Below are 25,121 nucleotides of genomic sequence, written 5' to 3'. Positions count from 1 at the left end.
CAGACGTGCTGACGAAAGATTATCCTGAAGGTATCGGGGGACTCGCTTAGCGGAGCACGATGCGGGTGAGCGTGGCGAATGCGAACAACGCGTGAGCGATCGCTTGCTTCAACAGTCCGGCAGCCAGCCGCTCACGCGTCCCAGCACGGAGATTTCAGCAGTGCTCAAGACGTCGCACTCGCACACCCCACGAATGCGAGTACAAAACTCTGAAACCTGCCAGCAGTTGCTCGTGACAACAACATTTCAGGTACTGTGTTCGATAGACTTTCCTGCGAATCCTCCCCATATTGGCAATGCGTGACCTTTATGGAGCGGAATCATCGAGCAATGAACCAGTTAGAGTGTGCGCGGATTGCTCGATGCTGCTAGCCTCCCCTTCTCTGCGAAACGATGGGAAAGAGAAAGAAATCGAAGAGGACGACAACAAGGTCAGCTGCGGAGTATTCTTTTGCCGAGGCCCTGTCTTTTGCCAAGAAACGCAAACTGGACGACTGGACAAGACTACTCTCGAAGAACAACGGCCAAGCTGCCCTCGAAGCAGGCGGTCAGTTTGCTGACCTTCAAAGGTTTCATAGAGAAGTGCGGTCTGCAGGAGGCGTGCGTGAAGTCGTTTCCGATAATCGAGGCTATGCTGGTCGGTTTCACATCGCCTCGCAGTTGCTTGCCTTGAAGAATGATTTTGTCGTCTCAACGGTTAGCGGCTTAAATCGAGCTCCATTGGAATCGTTCCAACTCGCGGAGTCCCTCCAGGATTTGAAACTGAAGGCGCCAGGCACATATCCAGGGAGGCTCTTTCATGCGATCATGAGCAATCTCCTTTTCCCCGACGGTAAACGCGGACCGTTGCACCTTATCGATCGCGCTGGAGAGTTGACGGTTGCGGGCAAGGGAAAGTTGAAAGATGCAGAGTGGACTGCGACGTACCCCGAGGAACTCCGTTCGATTATCGGATGCGACCCTTTGGTGTGGTTGTTGACCCAGTACAAGAGAAAGGTGAAGGTCCCGCCGGTGAGTCAAAAGATGGCGATTCTTTTGTCGGGAACCGATATGAAGAATAGAGAATTGGAACAGCTCTTCGCTCCGCGAAAAAGCAAGAGTGACTTCAAATGGCCGTCCATGAATCAACACGATCAAGCTGACCTGATCAGCTATCTCATCTCAGGAATCTCTCGGCTTTTTCGTTCTCTCGGATTTTCGGGCCTTGTCCTTGCGCTCGAGCACGACAGAATCTTTTCTGATGGTCGTAAGGAGATTAAACGCAAAGAACCCGATCCTACGAAAAGACGAAGAAAGACAACAGAGTTCGAAAGGGACATGAGAACGTGTTTTGGCGCTTTGATTTGGGCCGCGGTCGCCCCCGACGATATCCGAAAGTGTGCCGGAACACGCGATGGGAAGATCTCCCGTACGAAATGTTGCCACGGTGAGCTCCTCAAGCATACAGGCGGACCGAACAGTACGACCGCATATCCATTTACGACTACGAAGCGCTGCCATCTTGGTGTTCTATATTCCACAACGCCAAAGAACGAGGTTTCTGACCAAGGCTATCAGATGTTTGGACGCCACAACTCGATCGTACTGCCGAGTTAGTTCGGTCAGGTATGTCTGCATTGGCTGGCGAATCAAGAATGCCTGCTGTTGAATTCGAGACACTTGAAGGCGGAGCCCCGGTATTTCAATGCAGGTTCTTCTACCGATCTCAGAGTGGTGAAACCGCCGGATGGCGGGCGAATACGCTTAACACGCTTCGGACAGAAGCTGGGTGAAAACCTGCAGAACTAGGTTCCATTGTTTCTCGACAACAAATGGTGCCATTTGTTGTCGAGTCTTCGGTTGGTAAGTCAGCCCGCCACCAAATTTCCAGAGATACTGCAAGAAAACAGAACCAGCCACCTAAATGCCGACCGGTCGGCACGGCCGCCAAGCCGGGACATTCGCGGCACCGAATCCAAACTATCGCAATCCCAACACGCTGCCGGTATCAGGCAATCAACGTAAGCGTCCAGGACGACCATTCGGTCGGGGGCTATCTTTTGAGGCGGGCGAGGCGGCCGCAGAACTCGGACCTTTGTTCGGGGCTAATCCCCCACCTCTATAACTTCGTGGGCCCCAATGCCCTGCAGTGTTGTCGCCAGTCGTGGCGCGGACTGGGGAGCAACGTAGAGAACTCCAAGATTAACGGGGGACGAAATCGTGAACGGATACGCATTCTTGCTTTTGCTGGTTCCCGTGTGCTTAAGCAAGTCTCCGCATTGACATAACGCGCTATTGATCCGGCCGTCTTCGCCACGATCGCATGTTCGCGTGGACTCAGGGGCAATGGCAGCCCAAACGAACGCCCCCACGCCTTGCTCATATTCTCTGGTGTCACATCGCGCACTCCGCCACTCGCCAATTCGATCGAACGCGATGATCAAACCAGAATAATTAAGCAAACGAACGAGTGCGGCAACACCCGAGACCAAGTAGCTCATGAGATCGTACTGATTGCTCACATCCATGAAGGGCCAGTAAATATAATTCTTACTTACTCGCCGTCCAAGTAAGTGTGATTCCATAGCACGCTGGTCCATATTGGTTCCCGAGAGCAGAGTAGCAAGTTTCTCTTGGCTACAATTCACGTATTGGGTCAGCAACCACACCAATGGCTTGCATTCGATTTTTTCGAGTAATTCTTGGGGGTACGGTCCATCGTGATCCCACTTCTCGTTTTCAAGCTTAAGCCCCCTCTTGATTTCAAGTTTCCCCGCACGCTCCAGCAAACTAAGCGTCCCGCTTTTTCCGTCGGGGAACGTAAGCTTGCACATGATCGCATGAAACAGCTGGCCGGAAAACTTTGTCGGACGCGAGATACCTCTCTCAAACTCTTGGGAGACAAGTTCGTTAACCGTTGCGACAACAAACTGGTTGTCAAGAGCAAGAAGTTGTGAAGCCCGCAAGATCTGGGTGGTAGCTTGCTCGTTGTCGCCTCGAATCTCACGTACACCACCGGTTGATTTGACTTCTCTGTGGAAATCCCTGATTTGAGCGAACGTGCTTCTCGCCGCCTCATCGCTCGTCAAGTTTTTCCGGGCCTCAATTTTCTCGGTTCTGGATAAGTCAAATTTCTTAGCGACAGCCCGTGCTCGCGTGAACGAATACTCGTGATCCGATTCTGATTTCGCGCTACGTTGCGTTTTTGACTTTTTCTTTGCCACGTTCGACCAACCTGTACTTAAGCGACACGAATCAATTCGTCGGCACTACCACATCCCGACCGCTCTGAGATTCCGGCACCTCAGTCATGCTCTTTTCGTCTATTCGCCGGAAACGTAGAACAGAATAACGCGTTCCAAACGCGGGATGTTGTGGTGGAGATGTTTGCTTCGCAATACCCACGGCCCCTCTTCTACTAGCCCGGCTTTTCTGGAAGCATCATGAGGATCTTGCTCTTCAACATCTCGGCGTCAGATCGGCTGCTGAAAGGGCCAACCTGCACCATTGCCGGATCCAGTTCGTTTGCCCTCGTTAAATCGCGGCACGACTTGGGAATGTGCTCTTGTTCGATGTTGCGACATTGAACGAAATAGGCATTCTCCTCGCACTCTATCTCGATGCAGGGTTCCAATAGCGGCAATATTCTTTCTAAGGTCTCGATCATTTCATCGCATCGTTCGACTAGTTCGTTCCTCAGAAGACCTTGTGCGTCGTCCTCTGTCGCTGCTAGCCCACATCTGTCGGACATCCAGCAGCCACCCACAAAAAAACCAACGCCGAACGCAACTATCCCGGCACCAAGGACAAGGATTAGCCACAACTCCGAGAGAAGGGGCGGTACGTGCATTGCAGCGGCTAATGTCGCCAATGTGGTAAACGCCAACCATGCGCGACCGACATTTGTGAGGCGCCGACCACGCCCAATTTGGAGTTGAAAGCTACGCATATCAGCAAGTCCTGCAGAAAAAAAGCCTTCAGTATGTCGTTTCCCGATGTCGAATTGAGCGCGAGCGTAGAGAAGTCGATCGAATACTGCCGGGTACGGGGATGAGCAGCCCGCTTTGAAGACGGCCTGCTGCATCTGTAAATCTATGCGACAGGACCATCCCACGGTTTTCGGCCAGTAATACGCTGGGTTTCTTTGGAAGAAACATGAGTGATGTCAAAGACACAGGACCGACCATCAAGCCGTAGGTGATAGCGAGTTCCGCCTACTTCCACGGTCACATGCTTTGTAGGGTCATCGGGACTTACGTGGCTTCCACGAATGACACGCCACTTCGTGCTGCTCATTTGCTTCAGTAGTTGTCGCGCCCCCGGCGAGGCGGCCGGACTGGTCGCCGTAGCCAATAGGTCGACGACTGAATCAACTGAGGTGAATGCCTCCCGGCGAGAGCGTTTTCGGAAAAAGTCCGCTGGCATTCCGCGTGATTCTGCGCGCTAACGATCAGACATTCCTCGACGGCGACGTGTAATTGGACCAGACTCTTCGGGCTCCTCACCAAGCCGAGAAGACAAAACCATGGCGCAGCGAGCCGCTCCCAAAAGTGCCTTGCGATCGACTGCGACTCTTCGCTGTGCGACATAATCTTCACTGAGATCAAGGGTTTCCTGGTCAGGATCGGCCTCGCTCTCAACCATCGACAAAACGAAGCTCCGAACTTCCTTGTTGTAGGCATGCTCAATCGCCACTTCATGAATTTGGTTCGCCCGGTCAGACGGGGGGGCCATCGCCAGTTTTAGTTTGAACCACCATGGCGGCCACTTTCAGCCAAACAATTTGCCCTGGACCCGATGCGCGGCTCAAACATTGGAATCCGCAACAATCTTAAGGGGAACTCGTATGCGTCGGTGACGCCAATAAAAAGCAGTGTTTACTGGTGCTCATGGGCGCAACGGCCGATGGCAAAAAGGAGTTGGTTGCAGTGCTCGATGGGTACCGGGAGGGCGAACAGAGTTGGTCAGAGTTGTCGTTGGATTTGAAGCATCGGGGACTGACCATCGATCCGAAAGTCGCCGTCGGCGATGGAGCTTTAGGATCCAGGGCTGCACTTCGCAAGATCTACCCTGCAGCGTGCGAGCAACGCTGCTGGGTTCACAAGACCGCCAATGTTTTGAACAAGATGCCGAAGAGCGTTCAACCGAAGGCTAAGGGCAACCTGCACGAGACCTGGCAGGCAGAAACGAAGGCGAACCCCAAGGAAGCTTTTGACGCATTTTTCGAGAAGTATCAAGCCAGGTACTCGCAGGCTTGTGACTGCTTAAAGAAGGGCCGTTCGGTGTTGCTTACGTTCTACGACTTCCCGGCTGAACACCGGAGTCATCTGCGAACGACCAACCCGATCGAGTCCACCTTCGCGACCATTCGCCTTCGTCAGCGGAAGACCAAGAGAAGCGGTTCACGACGCGCAAGCCTGGCGATGATGGTCAAACTCGCTGAATCAGCTTCCAAGAAATGGAGGCGACTGAACAGTCATGAAACAATCATTCACGCCATCGAAGGTCGGTCTTTCAAAGACGGAATCATGCAGGAAGAAATCGCCGCTTAATTCCAAACGCCAAAACACGACATTTGACAATAGCTCGCGTACGCTTTGATGGAACCACTGGCGTGCTCATTGAGGAATTCGCCGTGAGTTTGAACGCGCCAGAGGACTTGGTCTTTGAGCCGGATGGCGATCTTTATGATGCAAGGGGCCGTACCTATTAGATTAATCGTGCTTTGTCCGTGCAAATCGAGTTTCGCGCGAGGCAGATTTATTGCGACCCCAGTAGATTGTATTCAGAATCTAGGTCCCAGAGAATCGTCGTATCTCGCATCTCACGTTCGACAGGGGAGACGAATCCTTCTGGCTTTATGGCCAGCACCGAACACGATGCCTCAGCTAACACTGATTCAGCTGTGCTCCCGAGCATGAAATCTGGCAGGCCGGTGCGGCTTTGAGTCCCCATCACCAGCAAGTCGGCCTTGACATCTTGGACGGTTTGGCGAATCCTCTCATCCGCATTACCTCGAATCACATACCGTTGAACTTCTAAATGTCGCGCATCCGATTTACTGAGCAGTTCGTCCATTCGCTCGTTGACCAATGTCTCGTACCGTTGTGTCATTCCGTCAATGACAGAGTCGCCCATCTTGATTCGTAGCGGCCGCTCCATCCAAGCGTTTACTACGCTGACCACATGCAGCGAGGCAGATTCCTGCCGTGCGATCGTGCTCGCAAGCCCGAGGATACGGAGGTTCAGTGCTCGATTCACCTCATCGTCAGCTGTCGCATCGATCGCCGCAACAATTCGGTTGAATCCGTTGTGGTTGTGAGGATTCTGCAGCCATACCGGACAGGGGCTTAAACGCAATAACGACGATGATACGCTTCCTGGCAACTCATGGACGAAACGCTTGCCAAAGCCATCGGCGGTTGCGAATAATAGGTCATGGTCGCCTATGACAGCCTGCTGTACGGTTTCGTGAGCTTGATCACCGACGATGACGATAACATCCAGTAGAAGGCTGCGGTCGCAATGCTGGCCCGCAAGATCCAATAATCTCCGACGCTGATCTTCGGCAATGACTCGCTGTAGTCGGTCGGTTTGGTCGAAGGCGTTGGTTAATCCCAGCAGGGCCATCGAAGGCTTGACCACATTCATCAACGTCAATCTGGCTTCGTTCTTGCTCGCCAATCGAACGGCATGTTCAAGCGAACTCACCTGGTCTGCGGGCTCAATGTAGGCGAGAATATTTCCAAATGGTTTCACTTAGATGCTCCTGAGTCAGGTAATCGTCGCGCTCCCACTGCGTTGCTCCGAGAACGCTCCGAAGAATCGGTTTGGCGACTTGCTACCTGATACCTTGTAAACGGCGGGCCAAACTCCAACTGGCACGAAAGTTGCGACCAAGGCTGATCTATAAATTTCCTAGCACGCAACTTGAGGGGAGTCTCATGAATACTCGCGAACACGCAATCGGCAGGCTTCAATTATCCTTGATATTTGTGTTGCCATTTATTGGTACTGCAATAGTCATCACCTTGGCGTATTGGCTGTCTCGGTTGGATCTCGCGACGCAAATGTAAAAGTAGTCTGTCAGCAATGACTGCCCACGCAAGCTCGTCACGCGATGTTCCATGTCAACGCGAGTATTCCACTGGCAACGGGCGTTGCCTGGACGTAAGCCAGGCAGGATGTTGAGCTGAAAGCAACACGTGATATTTTCGCTTGCTCAATCCATTGGCCAACGTGCCAATTACAGGTCTTTATACCACGAAAACGCCATCACTCATCTAAGCGGATGCATATCACGCCGCATGCAAAACAATACACTGCCAAGAGCACGACGATCGAACCAAATCCAGGATGCAAGAAGGAGCATTAGAAAAAAGCGGTGTCCAGTCGGCGGTTTTCCGTATTCACCTTAGACTCTTCGTTCGGTTGCCTCGATTCAAAAGCGTTGTAAAAGACAGGTCTTTACATCCGCCCATCGCGGATGGCGTCCTTGCCAATGTTGTGTGTGGCAACCCATTTAGGGAAGCGAGACTTTTTTGCATAAATAGCTGCAACGAAGAAGCTTACTAATGACCATACGCCATGCGTATCGGCTACCGAAGCGTGATAAAGGACGTGCTCTGCAGTAGTTACTGGACTGGAGAGGCCTGATCAGGCACGATGCGAACAAATCCATGGACAGTTGCTCATGATTCGCCGTGCCGTCAAGGTTGCGAGCTCACAGGATGACTCTGATGAGGCCCCGTACCCTGCCTTGCAACTTCTTCGCCGAGTCGTCACCCGAAGGCCGGCAAGTATCAGCAAACACTCGGGCCGTTCATTGCTGCGACGAACTCGCAAATGAATCAGAACCCACGATTGTGTATCAACGCCAGACGTCGTGTCGACAGGAATACGCAATTGTTCGATCGAGGCGATGCTTTTTGGTCGCTGCGCTGCGAAAACCTTGTTCGTGACGGCATCATTGCGCGAGCGGGGGGCGTTGGCCGAACTGCCAGTTCGAGAAGTCATACTTCGGCGTGATGTCGTCCGTGAACGCTTCAGGGTTGAAGATGAGGTACAGCGCTATCAACAAAGCCGGCACGATCAGAACGAACACCATTGCCAAAATTTGGAGCGTGATCCCACGCTCTTCGTCGTAGTCGCCTATGTTGCTCTGGTGAATCGTCTTCGAGGTTGAATCAACCGTCTTTTTGACCGGATTAGAGTTAGCGCGTTTCCGTCCATCTTGAGGGGCCCCGACCGTGAGTTCGGCTTGCGGTCGCTTGGTGATCTCCGGTGGCGGAAAGGCGATTAGGGCGGTGAGCATTTGTTTGCCCTTCAAAGCAGGTACTTAAAAAGGGCGAAGGCAAATCTTTCCAACTCTTCAGGCAATTGTGAGTTGTTGGTCGCTTTGCTACGAGGATTTGGTTCGGTTAGAGCTGCTAATGCATTCGGCGGGCCATTGACGGAACCACAGAAAGCACGGTGTTTTTGGTAGTTTTGGAGCAATTGCGTCGCCCTGATTTCCCTGCAGGAAACATGAGTTTACGTTTACGTGCCGTATTCAACCCTTCGCATGTCAGTAAAATGGAGGCATGAAATCCAGCAAAACACACCAAGCCAATGGACTTCCTGCTCGCGGCCAGCCGATCGCGGCGGAGTATTTTCGCGCGATCGCCGAGGGCACGATCGATTGGGAGAGTTGGCATTCGAGCAACGGAGAAGTGTTGTGGGTAAACGAGGCGGTCCGTCGCTTCACCGGGTATTCGCCACAAGAATGTTTGGCAATGGTGGACTATCCGCTGCCGTTGATAGTGCCGGAGGATCGCGACCGCATGACGATGCATCTTCGCGATGCGGCCGACGGCAGCACCGAGAACAACATCGAATTTCGGGTCATGCATCGTGACGGTAGCATGCCTTGGATGGCCGTTTCGTGGCAACCGATGCACGATGACGAGGGGCGACCGCTCGGGTTTCGAGCCAGCGTGCGGGACATCACCGAAAAGCGACGGCTTCGCGAACAACTTCGACTGCACAACGAACATCTGGAACAGCTTGTTCAAGAACGCACCGCTCGTGTCGCCGAGTTAGAAAAGCATCGCGCCAAGATGCAACAGCTCGCGGCCCTCGGCGAATTGGCGGCGGGCGTGGCCCACGAGATAAACAATCCGTTGGCCGGGATACGCAATGCTCTGTTGCTGATCAAACGAAATCTTCCGAACGACATCAAACACTTCGATAAGTTCGAGTTAATCGATAAAGAGATTGACCGCATCAGTGGCATCACACACCAGATGTACCAGCTCTATCGCCCGAGCCAGCAGACTGCGACGCGGTTTTCCATTCAACAAACGATCGCAGAGGTGTTTTCACTTGCACTGCCACTTTCGCGAAAGACGAACGTACAGGCAGTGTTGATCGCTGGCGATATGAAAGTCACCGGTGAGCTTGACGCGGATGAGGTTGTGTTGCGTGAGGGCGAATTGAAACAGGTCCTGCTGAACCTAATTCATAACGCGATGCAAGCTTCTCAAGCCGGCCAAAAGGTGATGGTGACGACGTTGACCGACGAATCATCCGTACGCATCGAAGTGTCCGACGACGGTTTCGGGATTGCTGCCGAGAACCTTGACCAGATATTCGATCCGTTTTTCAGCACGAAGACCGAGAAGGTCGGCGAAGGAATGGGGCTTGGTCTATCGGTAACCCGAAGCATCATTGAGGCGATGAATGGTTCGGTCGAAGTTGCAAGCGAAGTCGGCAAAGGAACCCTTTTCACGGTGACGCTGCCGAGGCGGTTGGGCAGATAATCACTTCCTAGATTTTCGGTAGAGTCCTCCTGTGAATGAACAGCCTCACCGTATTTTCATTACAGAGGACGAATTGCATTACCGAAACACCACCGCTGAATTGCTGCGCGACGAAGGCACCGAGTGCGTTTACGCCGACGACACGTCGGCGTACGACGTGATCTGGCCACAGGTTCCACGCAGTTTCGATTCCTAAGACTTCCTTCCAATCATGACTGAATTCTCGGGTGCAGCTTTAGCTAAATCGCCAACCAAGTGTTCAATTAAGAACCTCAGTATAATTGTGGCGAGAAGTCGAGCCGCCGTCCAGTAGAGGCTAGCTGCCCCAGTTCTACTCTTGCCGCGTGAACTCCGAGATTTGCCGCCCTTTGATCTTCGTCAACTCACGCAAACGTCTTGCCAGGGCTAGAACGGATCCTGCCGCACTGCTTCCCTCCAGTCGCCTTAGCAACTCATCTACTAGACGATCCGAACCCAGGGCACAAGCCACCATGTCTTGAACGCTGGAATTGCTATGACAGCGACACTCTCGAGTGTCGATTACCTCGCGACTCAGAGTCGGTCCTGATGGCATGTACGTCGTACGCTGCGGATCAAGTTGCTGCATTTCATCGCAAACCGCCCTCAGAGAGTGGGCTTCAAGTTTGGCGAGATAGTCCAGTACAATCTGAGCCGTTACGTTGTTTGCGTTCTTGGACAGTTGCCGGTACCTCGCAAGCCGAATGGCATAAAGGTCTTCTAGTAGCTGCAGAATATCGTACACGGTCTTAGGAGTATTCATGAGCATTGTTTTCTTTCGCATAATTTTGAAACGATCAGAAGGATTTCAGGGCAGGCTCCGTCATTGCGTTATTTCAACGGGCTGAATAGGTCATCGCGTTTACCTCAATGCGTAGGGGCTTTTCATTTGCTTGGATCAACGAGCAGGGAACCGAATTAACCACTTCGATTCGGCCACCTTGCGCTGGAATCACGCTGCGGTACTTATCAACCTTGTGGCCCGCATGCTGCTAGCATGCCGCTGTCATGATGCGCAGCTCACTTCGCAAAACGACCATTTAGCCACCGTTCAACAAGACTCCAGTCTCGGCAGGAAAAGAAGACGCCATCAGTGCGGCATTTTTTACAACGACTGAATAATCGGTTGGAATAAGGATGCGCTTAATGGTCTTGGAGACGGCTGCCGACATCGTAATGTCCAATTTATGTTTATTCTTGCACCAGCAATAGTTTCGGGGAAGCGATTCATCACTGAAAAACTGAATGCAAAGCATGTACCAATAAAAGCACTGCTGTCCAACGTGCCGTCGCCGTTTCACGCAACGGACTTTAGTCGGGTGACGTGGCTCCCATTCACCGGCGAGACCAGGCTGCCTGGCTTGATGACCAACACGGAACAGCCAATTTGGCTCAAGACGCGCTCAGCCGTACTGCCGAGGAGCATTCCCGACAGCCAACTTCGTGAAATCGCTCCCATTACAATCCAGTCAACCTTCTTCTCAGTTGCGAATGCGGGGATCCTTATTGCCGGGCGGCCTTTCCGAATGAATGCACTTTGACCACTTACGATCCTTCCGTGTGCCTGTAGGAACTCATAAAACTTCTCCTCGCTTCGGTTTCGCACACGCGCCGTCAAGTCCTGGAAGTGTATGTCCTTCGTTCGCATCAGCAAAAACTCTTCACCGTAGATCGACCACGCGTGAACGATCGACAGCTGAGATTGGTAGCATCGGATCAGTCGTGTCGCCGCAGTAACAACTCGATCGTTCAGAACGGCATCAACGAGTTCATCACTGGACGTATCAACACATGCCATCACCTGTGAGTAGGATGGCGACACGCCTGGCGCGACCAATAGCACCGGGTAGGGACATTCTCGTAAAAGCCGTATGGCGGTCGTTCCAACACCTTGCTTACGTCGACTGCCTCTTCCTTTGGCTCCCCGCACGACGAGGTCGTGGGCACCGCTTGAAACAAGCCGTGTGATCTGGAGGGGCGTCGTTCCGCTCAGCACGTCAATTTCGGCATCAATGCCTCGGTCACGAAGCGGTCCGGCCAGTTCCGAAAGTTTTTCGCGTTTCTCGTAAATGATAGGCCGCGGCACACAATGATCTCTCCTGGGGCAAAAAAGGCATGCAAATAATATTGCAGGATCCATTCCCGCTGACACTCGATGGTAGCAGCAAATGCCGGGCCAGCGTTTTCCTATTCGTCACCCAGCCGGAACAAGTAGCCGTGGCATTGATAAGATTGGGTTCCAGATCAACGATTCGGCTGCGGCAGCGTCAACTGCCAGGTCCAATGATCAACACTAGGCGACATTCGTGTCGAAAATCCGTTTTGCCCGTTACTGAGAAGATTCAGAACCATGCCCTGGTCAAATTCCGGGCAACGGCAGGAATGGACCGGCGTTTGCAATGGTCGGTACGCATTAGGGTCTTAATTACGGCGTCGCGCGTGAGTCCGCCTAGCCGTCAACAACCTAGACTGACAGCTTCAATCATTCTTTATTGATCAATGCGCTCCTCCAAGGACGTTAATAGTGCACAGTGACTCCTGGAGTCTGGACAACCAGTGGCTGAACGATTTCAGCGAAGCCTTTACTCGTGGCACGCATCGATTGATTCGCCGAATCACGATCGACGGCCACCCGAATCGCGTCGTCCTTGAAGGCTGCGCTCGATCCTACTACGCGGTGCAACTTGCGATCCACGCAACCTAGTGGTTCAGTCGTAGTCGCCCACGTTTTCGGCAGATCACGTTGCTATTGGAGATCGATGAACGCATGTTGGAATTCAACATCATTCAATGCGTTGCACCGCCAGGTGACGTGGCAGTGTCAACGTCATCGAGCGAGCGTTATCACGCGTTGACGTTTGCGCCCTTGTAAAGGGCGGGCGAATCGATCGATACGATGCAATCCCGGCGGAACGGCTGGCAAATCATTTTATTGGTACAGAAAATGCGCAGACTGGCCATTATCCCATCCTCATCAATTCGAATACACCATCATGGATCGCAAAAAACAGAATCATCGTCACAGCGGAAGATCGCAATCGCCCCGAGAGCGTTTTGGTCATTTCATCTGCAGCGGCAATTCTCGACAAGCCCTATGTCAGCGACTTGCGGCGTGAGCTAGGCAACGCGACGACCGTTGCCCGACTCGAAGTGCCCGGAGACGTCATCACCATAAACACCTCTGTTAGGTTGCGGGATTTGGATCCGAGCAAGACAGAAACATTAACGCTCGTCGATCCCGAGGAAACGTGCGTTGCCGAAGGCAAGCTTTCGATCCTCTCGCTACTGGGGGCGGAATTGTTGGGGAGGCGTGTCGGTGAAATTGTGACCTTGAAGGTATGCAGACGGGAATTATCGAAACGCATTGAAAAAGTAACGTTTCAGCCCGAACGAGTGGGAGCCTTCAACTTGCAGAGAGTTGCGATTTTCACTCCATTGACGATGTCGGATTTGGATTGCCCCTGCCGGTTCGAATCAACGGGCGATTAAGACGCTGCACGGTGCATGTCGAAGGACATACCGCGACGTACAGCCCAGCAGGGCGCGTTCGATCAGCGACTCTCGATGGTCCCCCGTGAGAATGAGTTCGCATTCGCGCTCGGCCGCATATTCAACCAGTGCTTGGCCGATGTGAGGCGCGTCGCAGATCTTCGTGTAAACCACGAAGCCCGCCGATTGCAGTTCGGACTGGATCGTTTCGAGGTGCCGTTTGGCGAGGGAGCGAACTTCTTTCCGGTGGGCTGATGCCTTGCGAAGTAGATCACGTTCGTAGTAGGTGCGTCGCTCTATCACATGCAACAAATGAATCTCCGTTTCGATCGGTATCTTCATTTCGCGTATCCATTGAGACATGCGCCTATCGCAATTGGTATTGCCGATCGCGATTAATAGATTGCCGGGCATCGCCGCTTTCAGAAACCGCGACGCAGAAATCCCTGTCGGCGGACGCACGACCAAAACGGAACAACCAGCCCTGACCGCAACGTACTCAGAAACGCTTCCCAGCAGAACACGCAGGAGAGCTGAACGGCCGATCGCTCCGAGGACGACGAGATCAATCTCTTCTACCGCTGCAAATTGCGTGATTTCGAATCCGGGTGATCCGCAAGAGGTGTGAGCCGTCGCACTTCGGAACTGACGTGCCAGCACCCTGGATCGCTGCTCAAGGAAAGTCTCGACAGCTCGACGTTCAAGCGCCTCTAAGTCTGCGTTGGGTAAGCTGGCAATGACGGTCAACAAAGACAGGTCGACTTGCTCGCGGATTGGCAAGCAGCAGAGCATCTCCAATGCGTACCCTGCGTAGGTGGAGTCATCCAATGGTAGAAGAATTTTCATGAGTGGCTTTCTGAGTCCGGCTATCTAGCTGCCCGTTTTGATGACTGAAGCAGATACACACGCAATTTTGGGGCCGTTTGTCTCTCTCTGCGACATCGGTGCGGATCAATAAGTTAGATCTGGGAATCTGAAGCTTACGGTGGACTGGATCCGTAAACGGAGGTTGACGCATAGAAACGAATGGTCACACAGGGAGGGCGGTTCGGTGGGGCAATCGCTCTTCATGGGGGGCCGATCCCATTGCGCGACACACGCCTTTGTGAATTCGCCTCGAGTCCGTTGTCGCTCATCGACCGATTCTCTCACCACGCTGAACGATACGCCAATTGCAAATCGGAGCACTGAATTAACCGTTTTCGGGGAATGTTTTTGCAGAACCAAATGGCAAGTCCCGCAACCGATCAAGCCTACCCAGACGCATGTTTGGCCCGCATCCGACGCGTAAACTGCAACTGGGCGTCGGCAGCGTACTGTTGCGAAGCAATCTGCCAGCAGATGTCCATTGCGACGATCGCGTACGGTCAAGATTCCGAGGAAGCATTAGTGTCAAAGCCATGCTCCGAGGCCATCGTGTTGGGCGAAGCCATTGTCGAGAGCACTCGTGAGAACGCACTGTCGCGCGACTATGTTGGCAATCAACTCAACTGCACCTCATGTCACTTGGAAAATGGCCGGCATCCGGTGGTGGCCAGCTTCATCGGAATCGCGACAGCCTACCCCGCCTGGTCTCCTCGCGAAAAGCGAGTCACCACATTGCAAGACCGAGTCCTGAATTGCTTTATGCGGAGTGAGAATGGGACGAGACCTCCGGTCGGCAGCAATTTGGCGATCGCTATCACGGCGTGCATCACATCGTTTTCAGAAGTCCAGCCGATCAAAGTCAATCGTGACAAGCCGTTGGGCCCCAGCCACATGCCAACTCTGTAGCCCCCTAAAAATGCTCCAAGTATTAGGAGGGACCGCACGCTGTACGCGGAACACTGCGCTTCCTGCCATGCAGCCGACGGGCTTGGCGGCAACGAAGGGCCGCCGGTCTGGGGGCCGCAATCCTAAAACGACGGGGCGGGACTGAGCCTCGTCCCCAAGCTGGCATCATATCTGAAGATTGCCATGCCTTTAGATGATCCCCACTTGAGCGACCAGGAAGCATTCGATCTTGCGGCTTTAGTGAATTCTCATCAGCGGGCGAGGTTTAAATTGAAGAAGATGTTACCGCCACAGGAAAAAATGGGCGAGTACAACGGTGACCGATAAAAGCCACCCTCTGTGAGAAGTGCGGGCTGGTGATCGACTCGCAATCTTTGGTGCTGGGCGCAGCCTGACGTGCCGCTCCCGCTCGCGGACCCTGCCAAGCTTCAGCGGTACTCATCCGCGTCAATCCCGTGGCGTTTGAGCAACTTGCTCAGTCCTTGTCGTGACAGCCCCGCTTGCCGAGCCGCACTGGCAATCACGCCGTCGTGTTTTTTTAGGAGGATCGCCAGATATTCGCGATCCGCATGGTCGAGCGCTTCGTCGCGGGAAATCTCGGATAACCCTGCCCCCGGCCCCGACTGGCACGGTCCGTCACGAAGTTGTCGCGGCAAATCGTCCACTTCGATTTTCGGCCCGCGGGCCAAAGTGATCGCTCTCTCCATAACATTGCGAAGCTCTCGAATGTTACCAGGCCAATCATAGCGACGAAAACACTCCAGCGTTTGAGTTGACAAATCTGTCACTTCTGCGCGACCGGAATTTAGTTGATTCAAAAAATGTTTGGCCAGCAATACCACATCGTCGCCTCGTTCTCGCAAGGGCGCCAGCTCAATATGAATAACGGCAAGGCGGTAGAACAAATCTTGTCGAAAACGGGCTGCGGCGACTTCCTTTTGCAAATCGCGGTTCGTGGCGCAAATGAATCGGGCATCAACTTGAACGGGGCGGCTCTCACCGACCGGCGTAAAAGTCTGTTCCTGAATCACACGCAACAATTTGGCCTGTGACGTCTGCGGCAATTCCCCGAGTTCATCAAAGAACGCGGTTCCGCCGTCACAGTTCCTCAACAGTCCTTTTTGGTCCTTGACCGCGCCGGTGAATGATCCTTTGACGTGGCCGAACAATACCGACTCAAAAAGCGACTCGGGTACAGCAGTGCAGTCAATGATTTGAATTGGGTGATCGGCACGTTGGCTGTGGTCATGGATGGCTTTGGCGATCACTTCCTTGCCGGTGCCGCTCTCACCTGTGATCAGAATGTTTGCGTTACTTGTCGCGACTCGGTCCACGATGTCGAGAAGTTCGATCATCGGTTGACTACGACCGATAACTTCTGGGTACTCCGTGCGTGTGTCCGTGACGTTCGAAGCTGAGGTGGTTGCGCGAGGTAGGGTCGTCGGTTGTCGGATCGCCCGATGGACCGCTGCCAACAGTTCCTCGAACTTAATCGGTTTCAGCAGATAGTCCGCAATCCCCAGTCGCACGCTTTCGATCGCGCTGGGCACCGAGGGAACGCCGGTCACCACAATCATCGGAATGTGTGAATACTTCGTTCGCCCCTCTTTCAATAACTCAAGCTTCAAATTGCCCGGCATGTTTAGATCCGATAAGATCAGATCAAACGGGTGGCCTTGCAGAACTTCGATCGCGTCATTGGCATCCTCGACGCAAATGCATTCGTAACCTTCGTCACGCAACAGTTCAGCAGTTGTGTCACGATACAACGGTTCGTCGTCGGCAATCAGTATGCGTTTTGGCGTTTCGCTCATGAACCGTATTGTAGCGAAAGCGTGGTGTCGCGGGAATTGCCAAAAAACTGTTCTGATTGCCCTTGCCCTGAAGCACCGACCGCGGCGACCACTAGGAATCTTGCAAACGCCCGGGCAGGGGAAACGCAAAAGACGCTCCGCGGTTGGTCTTGCTTTCAGCTCGTACCGAACCTGCGATCGATTCGGGCAAGCTGCGTGCAACCGATAGCCCAAGTCCCGTGCCCTGTCCGGCCTTTTCGGCCTGAGTGCAAAAAAAGATCGAAAACATGATTCTCGTGCTTGGGCGCGATTCCCTGCCCCCGGTCAAAACTGCCCCAGGTCAACAGCGTCGATCATGAGGCTTGCATCCTACGTCTCAAGATTCCATTTCAACGTTTGACCAGCCTTGGATGCCAGCACCGCAATGTGGATCAGTTCGAATCAAGTTCCGGCTCATACGTGTATCAATCCTGGCTTGATCGACGCGTCTTTCAGTCCCACCGAGATGCCCTGTGGAGCGAGGTCAGCTTCGGGAAGCGGATTGGTTTGGTGACTCGCCATTGCGGCCGAAGGTTTTTGTAAGAGGACGGAGCATTCCGAGCACCAGCAGCGAAATTAAGCCGGAGGCCACTGCCAGTGCGTATTCGCCCATTCCGGCAACAGTTCCGAGCGCCGCCGCCAACCATATTGAGCTTGCAGTGGTCAGCCCCTTCACTTGCACTTCAGGACCGAGCTTGAGGATCGTCCCCGCCCCCAGAAAGCCAATACCGGCCGCGATCCCTTGAATCACTCGCGTGACTTCATTCGAATCGTCCGGAGCGGTTGTGACAGCGGCGATTGTGAAGATCGCTGCGCCCAAAGATACCATCATGTGAGTCCGGACCCCCGCCCACTGCCCACGCAACTGGCGTTCCAAACCGAGGGCGCCTCCGAATGATATTGCGATCATCAGCCGAACGCAGTGCTTCGTAAACTCTTCAACCCAAAGGTGATCCAACATCTATCAGTCCATTTCTTGAGAAAAACTTTGCGAACGTCATACCGTCATTTCCATGAATCGGTACCGCAACGCGTTATGCCAAGCTGCTCCGCGATTCGACCACAACCCGCTTGCGTAACACGCACGCTTCCCGAGTTGCCGTGCAATGTGGCTGGCATCCGCAATAGCGACATATCATGCGTTCCAGGAGGTCCAACGTCATCTCCGCGGCCGGTGTTTGGTGTCGCAGTCGTACACGAATGGACCGTCCTCGCTTAAGATTCGCTGTCGCAATGCGGCGTGCGCGTCGGGCTGCTTCGGAAACAGCTGCCATAATGTTTTCATGCCTTGCATTGACTGAAAATGGACGTAGATCCGGGCATGTTTAGCGTGCCACGGCATTGAACAACATGAAACAGTAGGTGCGACATAAGTTTCGGCTCGCAGTGCCACTCGCCTTACGGTTGCATTGGGACGGAAAGCGACAGCAATCTGGGCGTACGGCAAACCGAGCCGTTTAGATTATGCCGAACCGGCCTCGCGAAGCGAATTCCGGCTGGATCGGCACGGAAGGCTGTTCTCAGGTGAGAAGCATTCGGCGTTCCGCCGCTCTCAACTCAGCTCATGCAACCCCTGTGCCGATTACGCCAGATCTTTCGAACGAGCTAGAACCCGTTGCGGAGCATAAGCGGTACTTCCGTTGGAAGTCGCCATCGGCTGCCCGCGTCGCGTTAACAATCGAACACAACCGCCAACCGACGTTGACATTATTCGCATGGGCACTAGACACTATCGGCTGCCCCCGCCCCAGATCCCATAGCAAGCCTGACCGCTACCACCAGAAGCAGCATCGCATAGAAATTGGCAAGCATGTTGAGTGCTTGGTTTAGGGGCGTGCGGACAAACTACGAAACGTCTTGTCGTGCGTGGACTTCTGCCGCGAAGAGAGTTTTCCTCCTATCGATCACAAAAATCACTTCGTGAGTTGCAACAACCAACGGTCAGCAGACTGGTGATGATTGAATTCCAAAAGCGTAACCGGACGTTTCCTGGGTGGCGACGGCCATTGACACTACCACCGGCTGCCTTCGGGTATGACGGTTTAAGGATGTTAGAAATGGAAATTCCGGAAACCTCTACAATTCTATTTCCCTCCATCTCCTTTCTGCTTTCCAATCGCATCTGAGATACCATTGTCAATCTAGGTGCGAATCCAAGAAACGCTGTTGCGATTCCTCTGTACCGATCACAATCATTTCCGCATTCGCCGGGGGCTTTGAATCCGGTTCTGGATTAACGAGCAATCTCTCATCGCCTTAAAATACGATCACGCTGCAACCGGTGCGTTGCCGCACAGCCCCTTCGACAAGTGTCTTTCCTGCAAGTGACGAAGGCACGCGCACCTTGAAAAGGTCTAACCCTTCGGCTATCAACAGCACATCGCTGCGTCGGAGCAGATTGAAAATCCCGTTCTCCCCCATAGACGCCTCAGAGATTACAAAATCGGCACCGGCACGGTGGAGTGTATGGGTATTGCGTTCGAGTGTCGCACGACTGATGATCTGAACGTCCGCACGCAACCGCCGGCAATACAGCGTCAAATAAATGTTGAACGCATCATCGTGCGTCGTAATCACCACCGCAGACGTTTCCATGATTCCGGCTCGCTTGAGAACTTCGAGGTCGGTCGCGTCGCCTACGATGAGTCTGTCATCGTGTTTTTGCTTCTCCCTCTTTTCCACAATGCGAAAATCCATGCCCTGCTGATCAAGGTGTCGGGGCCCGCGTTTTGGTACCACCCCCGCTCGCAGACCCCCGACACGCTAAGATTGACGTGATCGCGGAGACGAATGTCACGAGGCGTTCTGCCGACCAATGGCGTTCTAGCCGCGCTGGCCTCGGCGATCAACAATTCATCAAATTGCCCGATGACGTGCGTTTTTGCATCGCGCCCGATTATGCGTCGGGCCAGCGACCGGCCCATCATTTCTGCGAGCTGAAGCACTTGTGTGCATCCGGCTAGCTCCAAAATGTCGACCGAGGCGACATCAGTGGCGGTCACGACGACTAGCACTGTTTCGGAGACTTCGCGTGCCGTGAAAGCGACATTGGTTTTGATGACATCAGTGTCGATGGTGGCCACAAGTGCGGCCGTTTCAGTGCGAAGCAGGTGGCACGTCTTAGGATCGTCCAATTCACCAACAACGACTTTCAAGTCCAGATCGTGAAGTCGCAACGCTTCTGCGGCATCCGATACGAGAATCACTTATGGATATTTGAACTGCGTCAGCCTCTTGATCAAAGCAGCCTCGACCGGGCCGTAATGTGTTACAATCACGTGATCCTCGGCATTGACGGGCAGTTCGCGAGGTGTCCGCGCCGCTACCTGAGCTTGTATCCACGGTGCGTAGAAGAATTGACTGAAGGTGAAGGGAAGCAGGATCAGCATGAACAACGTCCCGATCATCAAGACGACCATTGAGAACAGTCGCCCCAGATCAGTGTGAAACGTGATGTCGCCGAATCCCAGCGTGGACATCACCGTTAACGTCCAATAGACGCCTGTGATCCAACCGTAGCGTCGCCCCTCCCAGGCCATTAGGTGATGAAAGCTCACGCTATAGATGGCAATCATCCCTGACATCAAAAGTGCGAACTGGGTAAGAATTCGCAAATTGCGGCGGCTGGCCCGGTTCCGCATAAAATGCAAGTACAGTGTCGTGAACGATTTCATTGCGTTTTCAATGTCGACGGCTCTAGTTGCAGCAGTGGCAATGTTTGCCGAACTCGCTGTTTCGTGGCCTTTGCCGTTGCGTGACCCGCTCCATTGTAATGCATGCTAGCGATCTTCGAGAGCGTTCAGCAGATCGGCGGTCAATTCACCCAGCGTGGCAAGTTGTCGATCAGCGATGGCAAAGTGCGATTGATTCGCTGCGGAAGCTTCAGGAATCACGATCGTTTTCATCTGCGCTGCTTTGGCGGCCAGAAGGCCAATGAACGAGTCCTCCAGCGCGACGCACCGCTGAGGCTGCACTTCGAGTGCGTCAGCGGCGTTCAGGTATACTTCGGGATGAGGCTTCGAGTACCGCAATTTCGCACCTGACACGATCACCGGGAAAACATTGTGCAGGTCCAGCGCATTGATCGTCGCCTGAATCAACGTCATCGGTGAGGGTGACGCGAGCGCGAGTTGCGATCCTGACTTCTGGCAAACGTCAATGGTTTGGTTTAATCCAGGCATCCCGGGTTTGTGCGCTCGCACCAATTCAACCACGAGGTCGACGATTCGGTCGCAAACCCCTTCGCGACTGAGAGCATCCCAAGGGGACTGTTCGTAGCACCTTTGGACAATCTCATCGACTCGCATTCCTGTCGTGTCAATTGTGTCTTGGCGGGTGATGGCCACACCACTCGGTTGATCGGCTGGAACGATGTAAAAAAAGCAGCCCAGCACGCGAGGCCGTATCGCCATTCATACGACCGGATGGCCCCACTTGTCTGAACGAATGACGTGTTCGCCCTCGCCGATGCCGTTGAAGCCAGGCTTCAGCGATAGCCCTTCGATCGTGTTTCGTCGTTCTTCTTCGCTGCTGAACTCCATCGGACGCTTCGAATTCAGTTCATTGAGAGAACGGATGCGATGACTCTCCATAAACCGTGTCAGTCCGTCCAGCATCGTACGAATGATGTCAGGGCCTTCGCGGTACACGGCGGAGACAACCATCGCTGCATCCGCACCGGCGAGCAGCGTCTTGATCACGTCTTCTGGTCGACCGATTCCACCGTTTCCAGCCAGCGGCATGGTCGGACAGTGGCCATAGACGCTCATCAACGCTCTCAAAGTCGGTGAAAGCACACCGGGAGGCGATAGCCCCCATTTACATTGAAGTTTAAAATTGTCCAATGCGATGTCGATCTCCGGATCGCGTGCATAGAGCACCAGCCCTTGAACACCTGAGACCAATCGTCGCGCCAAATGGCTGACAGCGGTGTACTCGCGGTGTAATTTCAAGAACAGCGGAACCCGAATGGATGCCCGAATCTCCTTCACCAAGTTGACGACTTGATTTTCCAGCTCTCGAGGTTCATCGTAGTCGTTGTCAGGCCGATGATGCACGTTCAGTTCGATTGCATTGGCTCCCGTGACTTGTAGCTCGCCAGCGAAGTCCAGCCAATCGCCGTCCGTGCCACCGTGCAGACTGGCGATGACGGGAATGTTGGACTGCACGCTCGCGCGGTTTAGCATGGCGAGGTAGGTTTCGACATCGGGAACCAATGCCCTTCGCGTCATTCCCGTCATGCGATCGAGCAGTCGTTGTTCTCGCTCGGTCACGGGACCGCCATCGCGAATTCGCCACGCGATCACGTGTTCTTCGAACAGCGACGGCAGAACGATCGCCCCCGCACCGGCACGCTCCAACGCGATCCGAGTTTTCGTGTTGCCCGTCAGCGGGCAGGCTCCGACGATTAGCGGAGAGTGAAGTCTTAGGCCGCCAAAGTTCGTTGTCAGATCGAGAGACATGTGAAGCAATCCATTGGATGAGTAATGGGCAGATTATGGTAGATCATGCAAAGGCAGTGCCAAAAACACTTCAAGCATGCGCACCGTACGCTGAAGCGGTTCCTCCATTGAAACGAGTCCGCCACCGCCCTGCGACGATGCGTCAACCCAGGTTGTCATTGGAAACGCGGTTTGACGCTTTCTGGCAAGACATGAACCTGTCCGTCGGTAAAAAGCCTACGCCGCGGCCGGCACGACCCATTGGCATGTTCGTTGCATTTGAGGTTGCTCGACGTCGCGTGACTCACCATTCCGTCACTCCAAGGAGATCTTGTCATGTTGATGCGAAATCCGGAACACCAAGTCGCTGAACGAGTTGAGCTCGAACGTGGCCTTGATGATCCTCGCGTCCTTTACACGCCCCTCGAAATGCTTCTCGGTCAAACAGTGTTGATACTGTTGTTTCTCGTCGCGATCTTACTGAAGGAAATGGCGTGAAGGGATTTCCATCAAAGGGATTCAGCAACCGTTGCCGTTTAGCCATTAGGCGACTCCGTTTCGATGCGACGTAGCGAAATCGGGCGGCTAAAGCCTGCACACCAACACTCATGCCCCTGCCATTTTGATCCGACACCTGGTTTCCCGTTGATTCTCTGTTCCTACGCCACACTTTATGGAAATGCCCGTCATGCCACTTAAACGAATCATCATTACCAAGGCGGACCACGATCGCCTCGAAGAACTATTTCTAAGCAGAGTCGCGGACGCGTTTCGCAATAAGCCGTACTTGGATGACCTGCGCGGCGAACTTAATGCCGCTCAAATCGTCGATCCGGGCGATGTCCCTGCCGACGTCATTACGATGGATTCGACGGTGCGATTGCGCGATATGAAGGCAAAGGAAACTGAAACATTCACTTTGGTTTACCCCGATGAGGCAAACGTCGTCGAAGGGAAACTGTCGGTGCTGGCTCCACTCGGAACTGCCATCCTAGGCTGCCGCGTTGGCGACCTGGTGCGAAGGCAGGTGCCGAGCGGGATGGGTCGCTGGCGTGTCGAAGATCTTTTGTTCCAACCCGAACGCGATAGCATTACTGCGTAAGCGTTGGATTTCGTGTTTGCATGTCGACTGTCGTCCCCTGCCCCTTTGGAGAGTATCCCATGATTGTTTCCGTCACCTCGACGATCGAATATCTCAACCCGCAAGTACGCGAAGCCATTGAGTTGCGGATGTCCAGCACGCTGGCGCGGTTTGCCCAACGAATCGCCAGAGTATCCGTCACGGTCGTCGACGAGAACGGTCCCCGTGGTGGAGTCGAAAAGCTCTGCCGAGTCAGTATGCTGGTGCCCGGCCTTGGCACGGTCACAACGACGGCACGACACGAAAAGTTGATGGCCGCGGTCAGCGACGCGGCACGGCGTGCGCGACGCATCGTAGTGACAAAAATGCAACGACCGCAGTCATTGCGTTTGCGTCGGCGAACGAAGGGCCATCCGACCCTCGATACCAACAAGCCAGCACTGGAAAATGAATAGCTCAACAAGTAAAGGCCAGCTTCACGAACGTGTCGCGTCGTCGCTCCTCCGAATACTCGGCGACGACTTGGTGCGGCATGTTCAGTGCGAGTCAAACGCACGACGTGTGTCACTCACCGGGACAGTGACTTCCCGCGGTGATGCGTGCTCGTGTTGGGCGATTGCCATGACGACTCCAGGTGTCGATTCCTTTGAAAGCAAAATCACCGTATCCCAGCCATAAAGTTAAAGTCTTCCATCGCGGTACACCATCATGTCATTTCGCAACATCGCCGTCAGTCGAACCGATCTTCACCGACTGCAGTCTCTACTGGAAAGTCATTTCGTTGAAGTGATCGGGAATGGCCGTACGCACCTGAACGAACTGAAGCGAAAGTTGGAGAATGCGACCGTTGTTGACTCCAGCGAAATACTGCCCGACATCGTAACGATGAATTCGACGTTCAACCTGTACGACTTGGATCGCGATGAAGCGGACACCTTCACGTTGGTGTATCCCGATGAGGCTTGCATCGCCGAGGGGAAACTCTCAATTCTGTCACCGCTTGGCGCAGAAGTCTTTGGACTTCGCGTCGGCGCGAATCTGACGTTGCACCTCTTGAATCGCGACACTCGCAAGCGAGTCGAAAAAATATCGTTTCAGCCCGAGCGAGTGGGAGCGTTCGACTTGTAGCCTGTAAAGCCCCGGCCAGCTAAACCAATGTGCCGTTGCTGCAGATTCCATTTCACCATCAATTTCTCGATCAATCATGTCCATCGCAAGCCATCACGTCGTCATCACTGGCGAATACCAACATCACATCATCATCACAGCCAATGATCGTCTGCGGCTCTTGCAGTTGCTGCAACGTGAATTTAAGGAAATCACCGGCTGCAAGGCTCACCTGGACGACCTGCTAAAAGAACTTCACCGAGCCAGCATCGTCGACCCGGCGGACGTACCCGGTGACGTCGTCACCATGGACTCCGTTGTTGAACTAACGGACCTGGACAGCAACGACCGCGAGATTTACACGCTCGTTTACCCTGATTGCGAAGATGTGCAAGAGAAGATGCTGTCTGTATTCGCGCCGATCGGGACCGCCATTTTGGGTTGCCGCGTTGGTGACATTGTGTCCTGGCCGGTCCCAATCGGCGAGTGTCGCATGAAGATCGAAAATATCTTTTATCAGCCCGAACACTACGAAGTCGGGTAGCAGAAATACTGCTCGAGTGACCAAAACTCAATGAGTCCGATCCGTCTCGACTAAGTT

Annotated in this window: 25 protein-coding genes and 1 pseudogene; 13 read left to right on the top strand and 13 right to left on the bottom strand. The window is 53.7% G+C overall.

Annotation, left to right across the window (positions count from 1 at the left end):
- Nucleotides 1–393 precede the first annotated feature (393 nt).
- Nucleotides 394–1,596 carry a hypothetical protein gene (locus Mal15_RS09110; protein ID WP_147867469.1) on the top strand — a complete coding sequence of 401 codons (1,203 nt, stop codon included), beginning with the start codon at nt 394–396 and terminating at the stop codon, nt 1,594–1,596.
- 488 nt (nt 1,597–2,084) lie between these two features.
- Here the strand turns inward: Mal15_RS09110 and Mal15_RS09105 are convergent, their stop codons facing one another.
- Together Mal15_RS09105 and Mal15_RS09100 are read right to left on the bottom strand one after the other, a co-directional pair.
- A complete protein-coding gene (locus tag Mal15_RS09105; protein WP_147867468.1) occupies nt 2,085–3,203 on the bottom strand; it encodes a hypothetical protein in 1,119 nt (372 codons plus the stop codon).
- Nucleotides 3,204–3,397: 194 nt separating this feature from the next.
- A complete protein-coding gene (locus Mal15_RS09100) occupies nt 3,398–4,063 on the bottom strand; it encodes a hypothetical protein (RefSeq protein ID WP_147867467.1) in 666 nt (221 codons plus the stop codon).
- Between the two features lie 772 nt (nt 4,064–4,835).
- On the opposite strand from Mal15_RS09100, the pseudogene Mal15_RS09095 reads away from it, so the two are divergent.
- Nucleotides 4,836–5,531 (top strand): annotated as a pseudogene (locus Mal15_RS09095) (IS256 family transposase); the annotation flags it as partial.
- A 208-nt stretch (nt 5,532–5,739) separates the two neighbouring features.
- On the opposite strand, the gene Mal15_RS09090 reads toward Mal15_RS09095, so the two are convergent.
- Nucleotides 5,740–6,738, bottom strand: a complete 999-nt coding sequence (locus tag Mal15_RS09090) for a universal stress protein (RefSeq protein WP_147867466.1) — start codon at nt 6,736–6,738, stop codon at nt 5,740–5,742.
- 1,207 nt (nt 6,739–7,945) lie between these two features.
- Nucleotides 7,946–8,308, bottom strand: a complete 363-nt coding sequence (locus tag Mal15_RS09085; RefSeq protein ID WP_147867465.1) for a hypothetical protein — start codon at nt 8,306–8,308, stop codon at nt 7,946–7,948.
- Between the two features lie 253 nt (nt 8,309–8,561).
- On the opposite strand from Mal15_RS09085, the gene Mal15_RS09080 reads away from it, so the two are divergent.
- Both Mal15_RS09080 and Mal15_RS33985 read left to right on the top strand, forming a co-directional pair.
- Nucleotides 8,562–9,779, top strand: a complete 1,218-nt coding sequence (locus tag Mal15_RS09080; protein WP_147867464.1) for a two-component system sensor histidine kinase NtrB — start codon at nt 8,562–8,564, stop codon at nt 9,777–9,779.
- A 31-nt stretch (nt 9,780–9,810) separates the two neighbouring features.
- Nucleotides 9,811–9,975: a hypothetical protein gene (locus Mal15_RS33985; protein WP_167546697.1), complete on the top strand. Its 165-nt coding sequence runs from the start codon at nt 9,811–9,813 to the stop codon at nt 9,973–9,975.
- 1,119 nt (nt 9,976–11,094) lie between these two features.
- Here Mal15_RS33985 and Mal15_RS09075 read toward each other — a convergent pair.
- Complete coding sequence (locus Mal15_RS09075) at nt 11,095–11,883, bottom strand: universal stress protein (RefSeq protein WP_167546696.1); 789 nt, start codon at nt 11,881–11,883, stop codon at nt 11,095–11,097.
- 438 nt (nt 11,884–12,321) lie between these two features.
- Here Mal15_RS09075 and Mal15_RS09070 point away from each other — a divergent pair, with 438 nt between their 5' ends.
- Together Mal15_RS09070 and Mal15_RS33980 are read left to right on the top strand one after the other, a co-directional pair.
- Nucleotides 12,322–12,501 (top strand): hypothetical protein, encoded by a 180-nt coding sequence (locus tag Mal15_RS09070; protein WP_147867462.1) that lies wholly within the window; start codon nt 12,322–12,324, stop codon nt 12,499–12,501.
- 350 nt (nt 12,502–12,851) lie between these two features.
- Entirely contained in the window at nt 12,852–13,286 is a 435-nt protein-coding gene (locus Mal15_RS33980) for a GreA/GreB family elongation factor (RefSeq protein WP_233903362.1), read from the top strand.
- Here the strand turns inward: Mal15_RS33980 and Mal15_RS09060 are convergent.
- Entirely contained in the window at nt 13,272–14,132 is an 861-nt protein-coding gene (locus tag Mal15_RS09060; RefSeq protein ID WP_147867461.1) for a universal stress protein, read from the bottom strand. The genes Mal15_RS33980 and Mal15_RS09060 overlap by 15 nt on opposite strands.
- A gap of 543 nt (nt 14,133–14,675) precedes the next feature.
- Here Mal15_RS09060 and Mal15_RS34605 point away from each other — a divergent pair.
- Nucleotides 14,676–15,059, top strand: coding sequence for a c-type cytochrome (locus tag Mal15_RS34605; RefSeq protein ID WP_233903361.1), 384 nt, complete (start codon nt 14,676–14,678; stop codon nt 15,057–15,059).
- Nucleotides 15,060–15,080: 21 nt separating this feature from the next.
- The gene (locus tag Mal15_RS34600) at nt 15,081–15,185 is read left to right on the top strand and encodes a c-type cytochrome (RefSeq protein ID WP_315854297.1); all 105 of its coding nucleotides are present in this window, start codon (nt 15,081–15,083) and stop codon (nt 15,183–15,185) included.
- A gap of 302 nt (nt 15,186–15,487) precedes the next feature.
- Here the strand turns inward: Mal15_RS34600 and Mal15_RS09050 are convergent, their stop codons facing one another.
- The 7 genes from Mal15_RS09050 to Mal15_RS09025 form a co-directional block, all read right to left on the bottom strand.
- Nucleotides 15,488–16,873, bottom strand: a complete 1,386-nt coding sequence (locus Mal15_RS09050; RefSeq protein ID WP_147867460.1) for a sigma-54-dependent transcriptional regulator — start codon at nt 16,871–16,873, stop codon at nt 15,488–15,490.
- A gap of 91 nt (nt 16,874–16,964) precedes the next feature.
- Nucleotides 16,965–17,141: an ATP-binding protein gene (locus Mal15_RS35105; protein WP_147867459.1), complete on the bottom strand. Its 177-nt coding sequence runs from the start codon at nt 17,139–17,141 to the stop codon at nt 16,965–16,967.
- A 234-nt stretch (nt 17,142–17,375) separates the two neighbouring features.
- The gene (locus tag Mal15_RS09040; protein ID WP_147867458.1) at nt 17,376–17,852 is read right to left on the bottom strand and encodes an MgtC/SapB family protein; all 477 of its coding nucleotides are present in this window, start codon (nt 17,850–17,852) and stop codon (nt 17,376–17,378) included.
- A 1,295-nt stretch (nt 17,853–19,147) separates the two neighbouring features.
- On the bottom strand, nt 19,148–19,588 hold the full coding sequence (locus tag Mal15_RS34375) for a potassium channel family protein (RefSeq protein WP_199773833.1): 441 nt from the start codon (nt 19,586–19,588) through the stop codon (nt 19,148–19,150).
- 509 nt (nt 19,589–20,097) lie between these two features.
- Entirely contained in the window at nt 20,098–20,565 is a 468-nt protein-coding gene (locus tag Mal15_RS34370) for a potassium channel family protein (protein WP_199773832.1), read from the bottom strand.
- 105 nt (nt 20,566–20,670) lie between these two features.
- Nucleotides 20,671–21,303 (bottom strand): hexitol phosphatase HxpB, encoded by a 633-nt coding sequence (gene hxpB / locus Mal15_RS09030; RefSeq protein ID WP_147867457.1) that lies wholly within the window; start codon nt 21,301–21,303, stop codon nt 20,671–20,673.
- The gene (locus Mal15_RS09025; RefSeq protein WP_147867456.1) at nt 21,304–22,353 is read right to left on the bottom strand and encodes a beta/alpha barrel domain-containing protein; all 1,050 of its coding nucleotides are present in this window, start codon (nt 22,351–22,353) and stop codon (nt 21,304–21,306) included. It abuts the gene before it with no gap.
- Nucleotides 22,354–22,668: 315 nt separating this feature from the next.
- Between Mal15_RS09025 and Mal15_RS33975 the strand changes: the two genes are divergently transcribed.
- The 5 genes from Mal15_RS33975 to Mal15_RS09005 all read left to right on the top strand — a co-directional run bounded on the left by Mal15_RS33975 (nt 22,669) and on the right by Mal15_RS09005 (nt 25,064).
- Entirely contained in the window at nt 22,669–22,830 is a 162-nt protein-coding gene (locus Mal15_RS33975) for a hypothetical protein (RefSeq protein ID WP_167546694.1), read from the top strand.
- A 175-nt stretch (nt 22,831–23,005) separates the two neighbouring features.
- Nucleotides 23,006–23,434: a GreA/GreB family elongation factor gene (locus Mal15_RS09020; protein WP_199773831.1), complete on the top strand. Its 429-nt coding sequence runs from the start codon at nt 23,006–23,008 to the stop codon at nt 23,432–23,434.
- Nucleotides 23,435–23,493: 59 nt separating this feature from the next.
- Nucleotides 23,494–23,868 (top strand): HPF/RaiA family ribosome-associated protein, encoded by a 375-nt coding sequence (locus tag Mal15_RS09015; RefSeq protein WP_147867455.1) that lies wholly within the window; start codon nt 23,494–23,496, stop codon nt 23,866–23,868.
- 253 nt (nt 23,869–24,121) lie between these two features.
- Complete coding sequence (locus Mal15_RS09010; protein WP_147867454.1) at nt 24,122–24,541, top strand: GreA/GreB family elongation factor; 420 nt, start codon at nt 24,122–24,124, stop codon at nt 24,539–24,541.
- A 76-nt stretch (nt 24,542–24,617) separates the two neighbouring features.
- Nucleotides 24,618–25,064: a GreA/GreB family elongation factor gene (locus Mal15_RS09005; protein WP_199773830.1), complete on the top strand. Its 447-nt coding sequence runs from the start codon at nt 24,618–24,620 to the stop codon at nt 25,062–25,064.
- Nucleotides 25,065–25,121: the final 57 nt, after the last annotated feature.

This window comes from Stieleria maiorica (genome assembly GCF_008035925.1).
Taxonomy (GTDB): Bacteria; Planctomycetota; Planctomycetia; order Pirellulales; family Pirellulaceae; genus Stieleria; species Stieleria maiorica.
The sequence above is the reverse complement of the archived record's forward strand: the minus strand, read 5'-3'. Positions and strand labels throughout refer to the sequence as shown.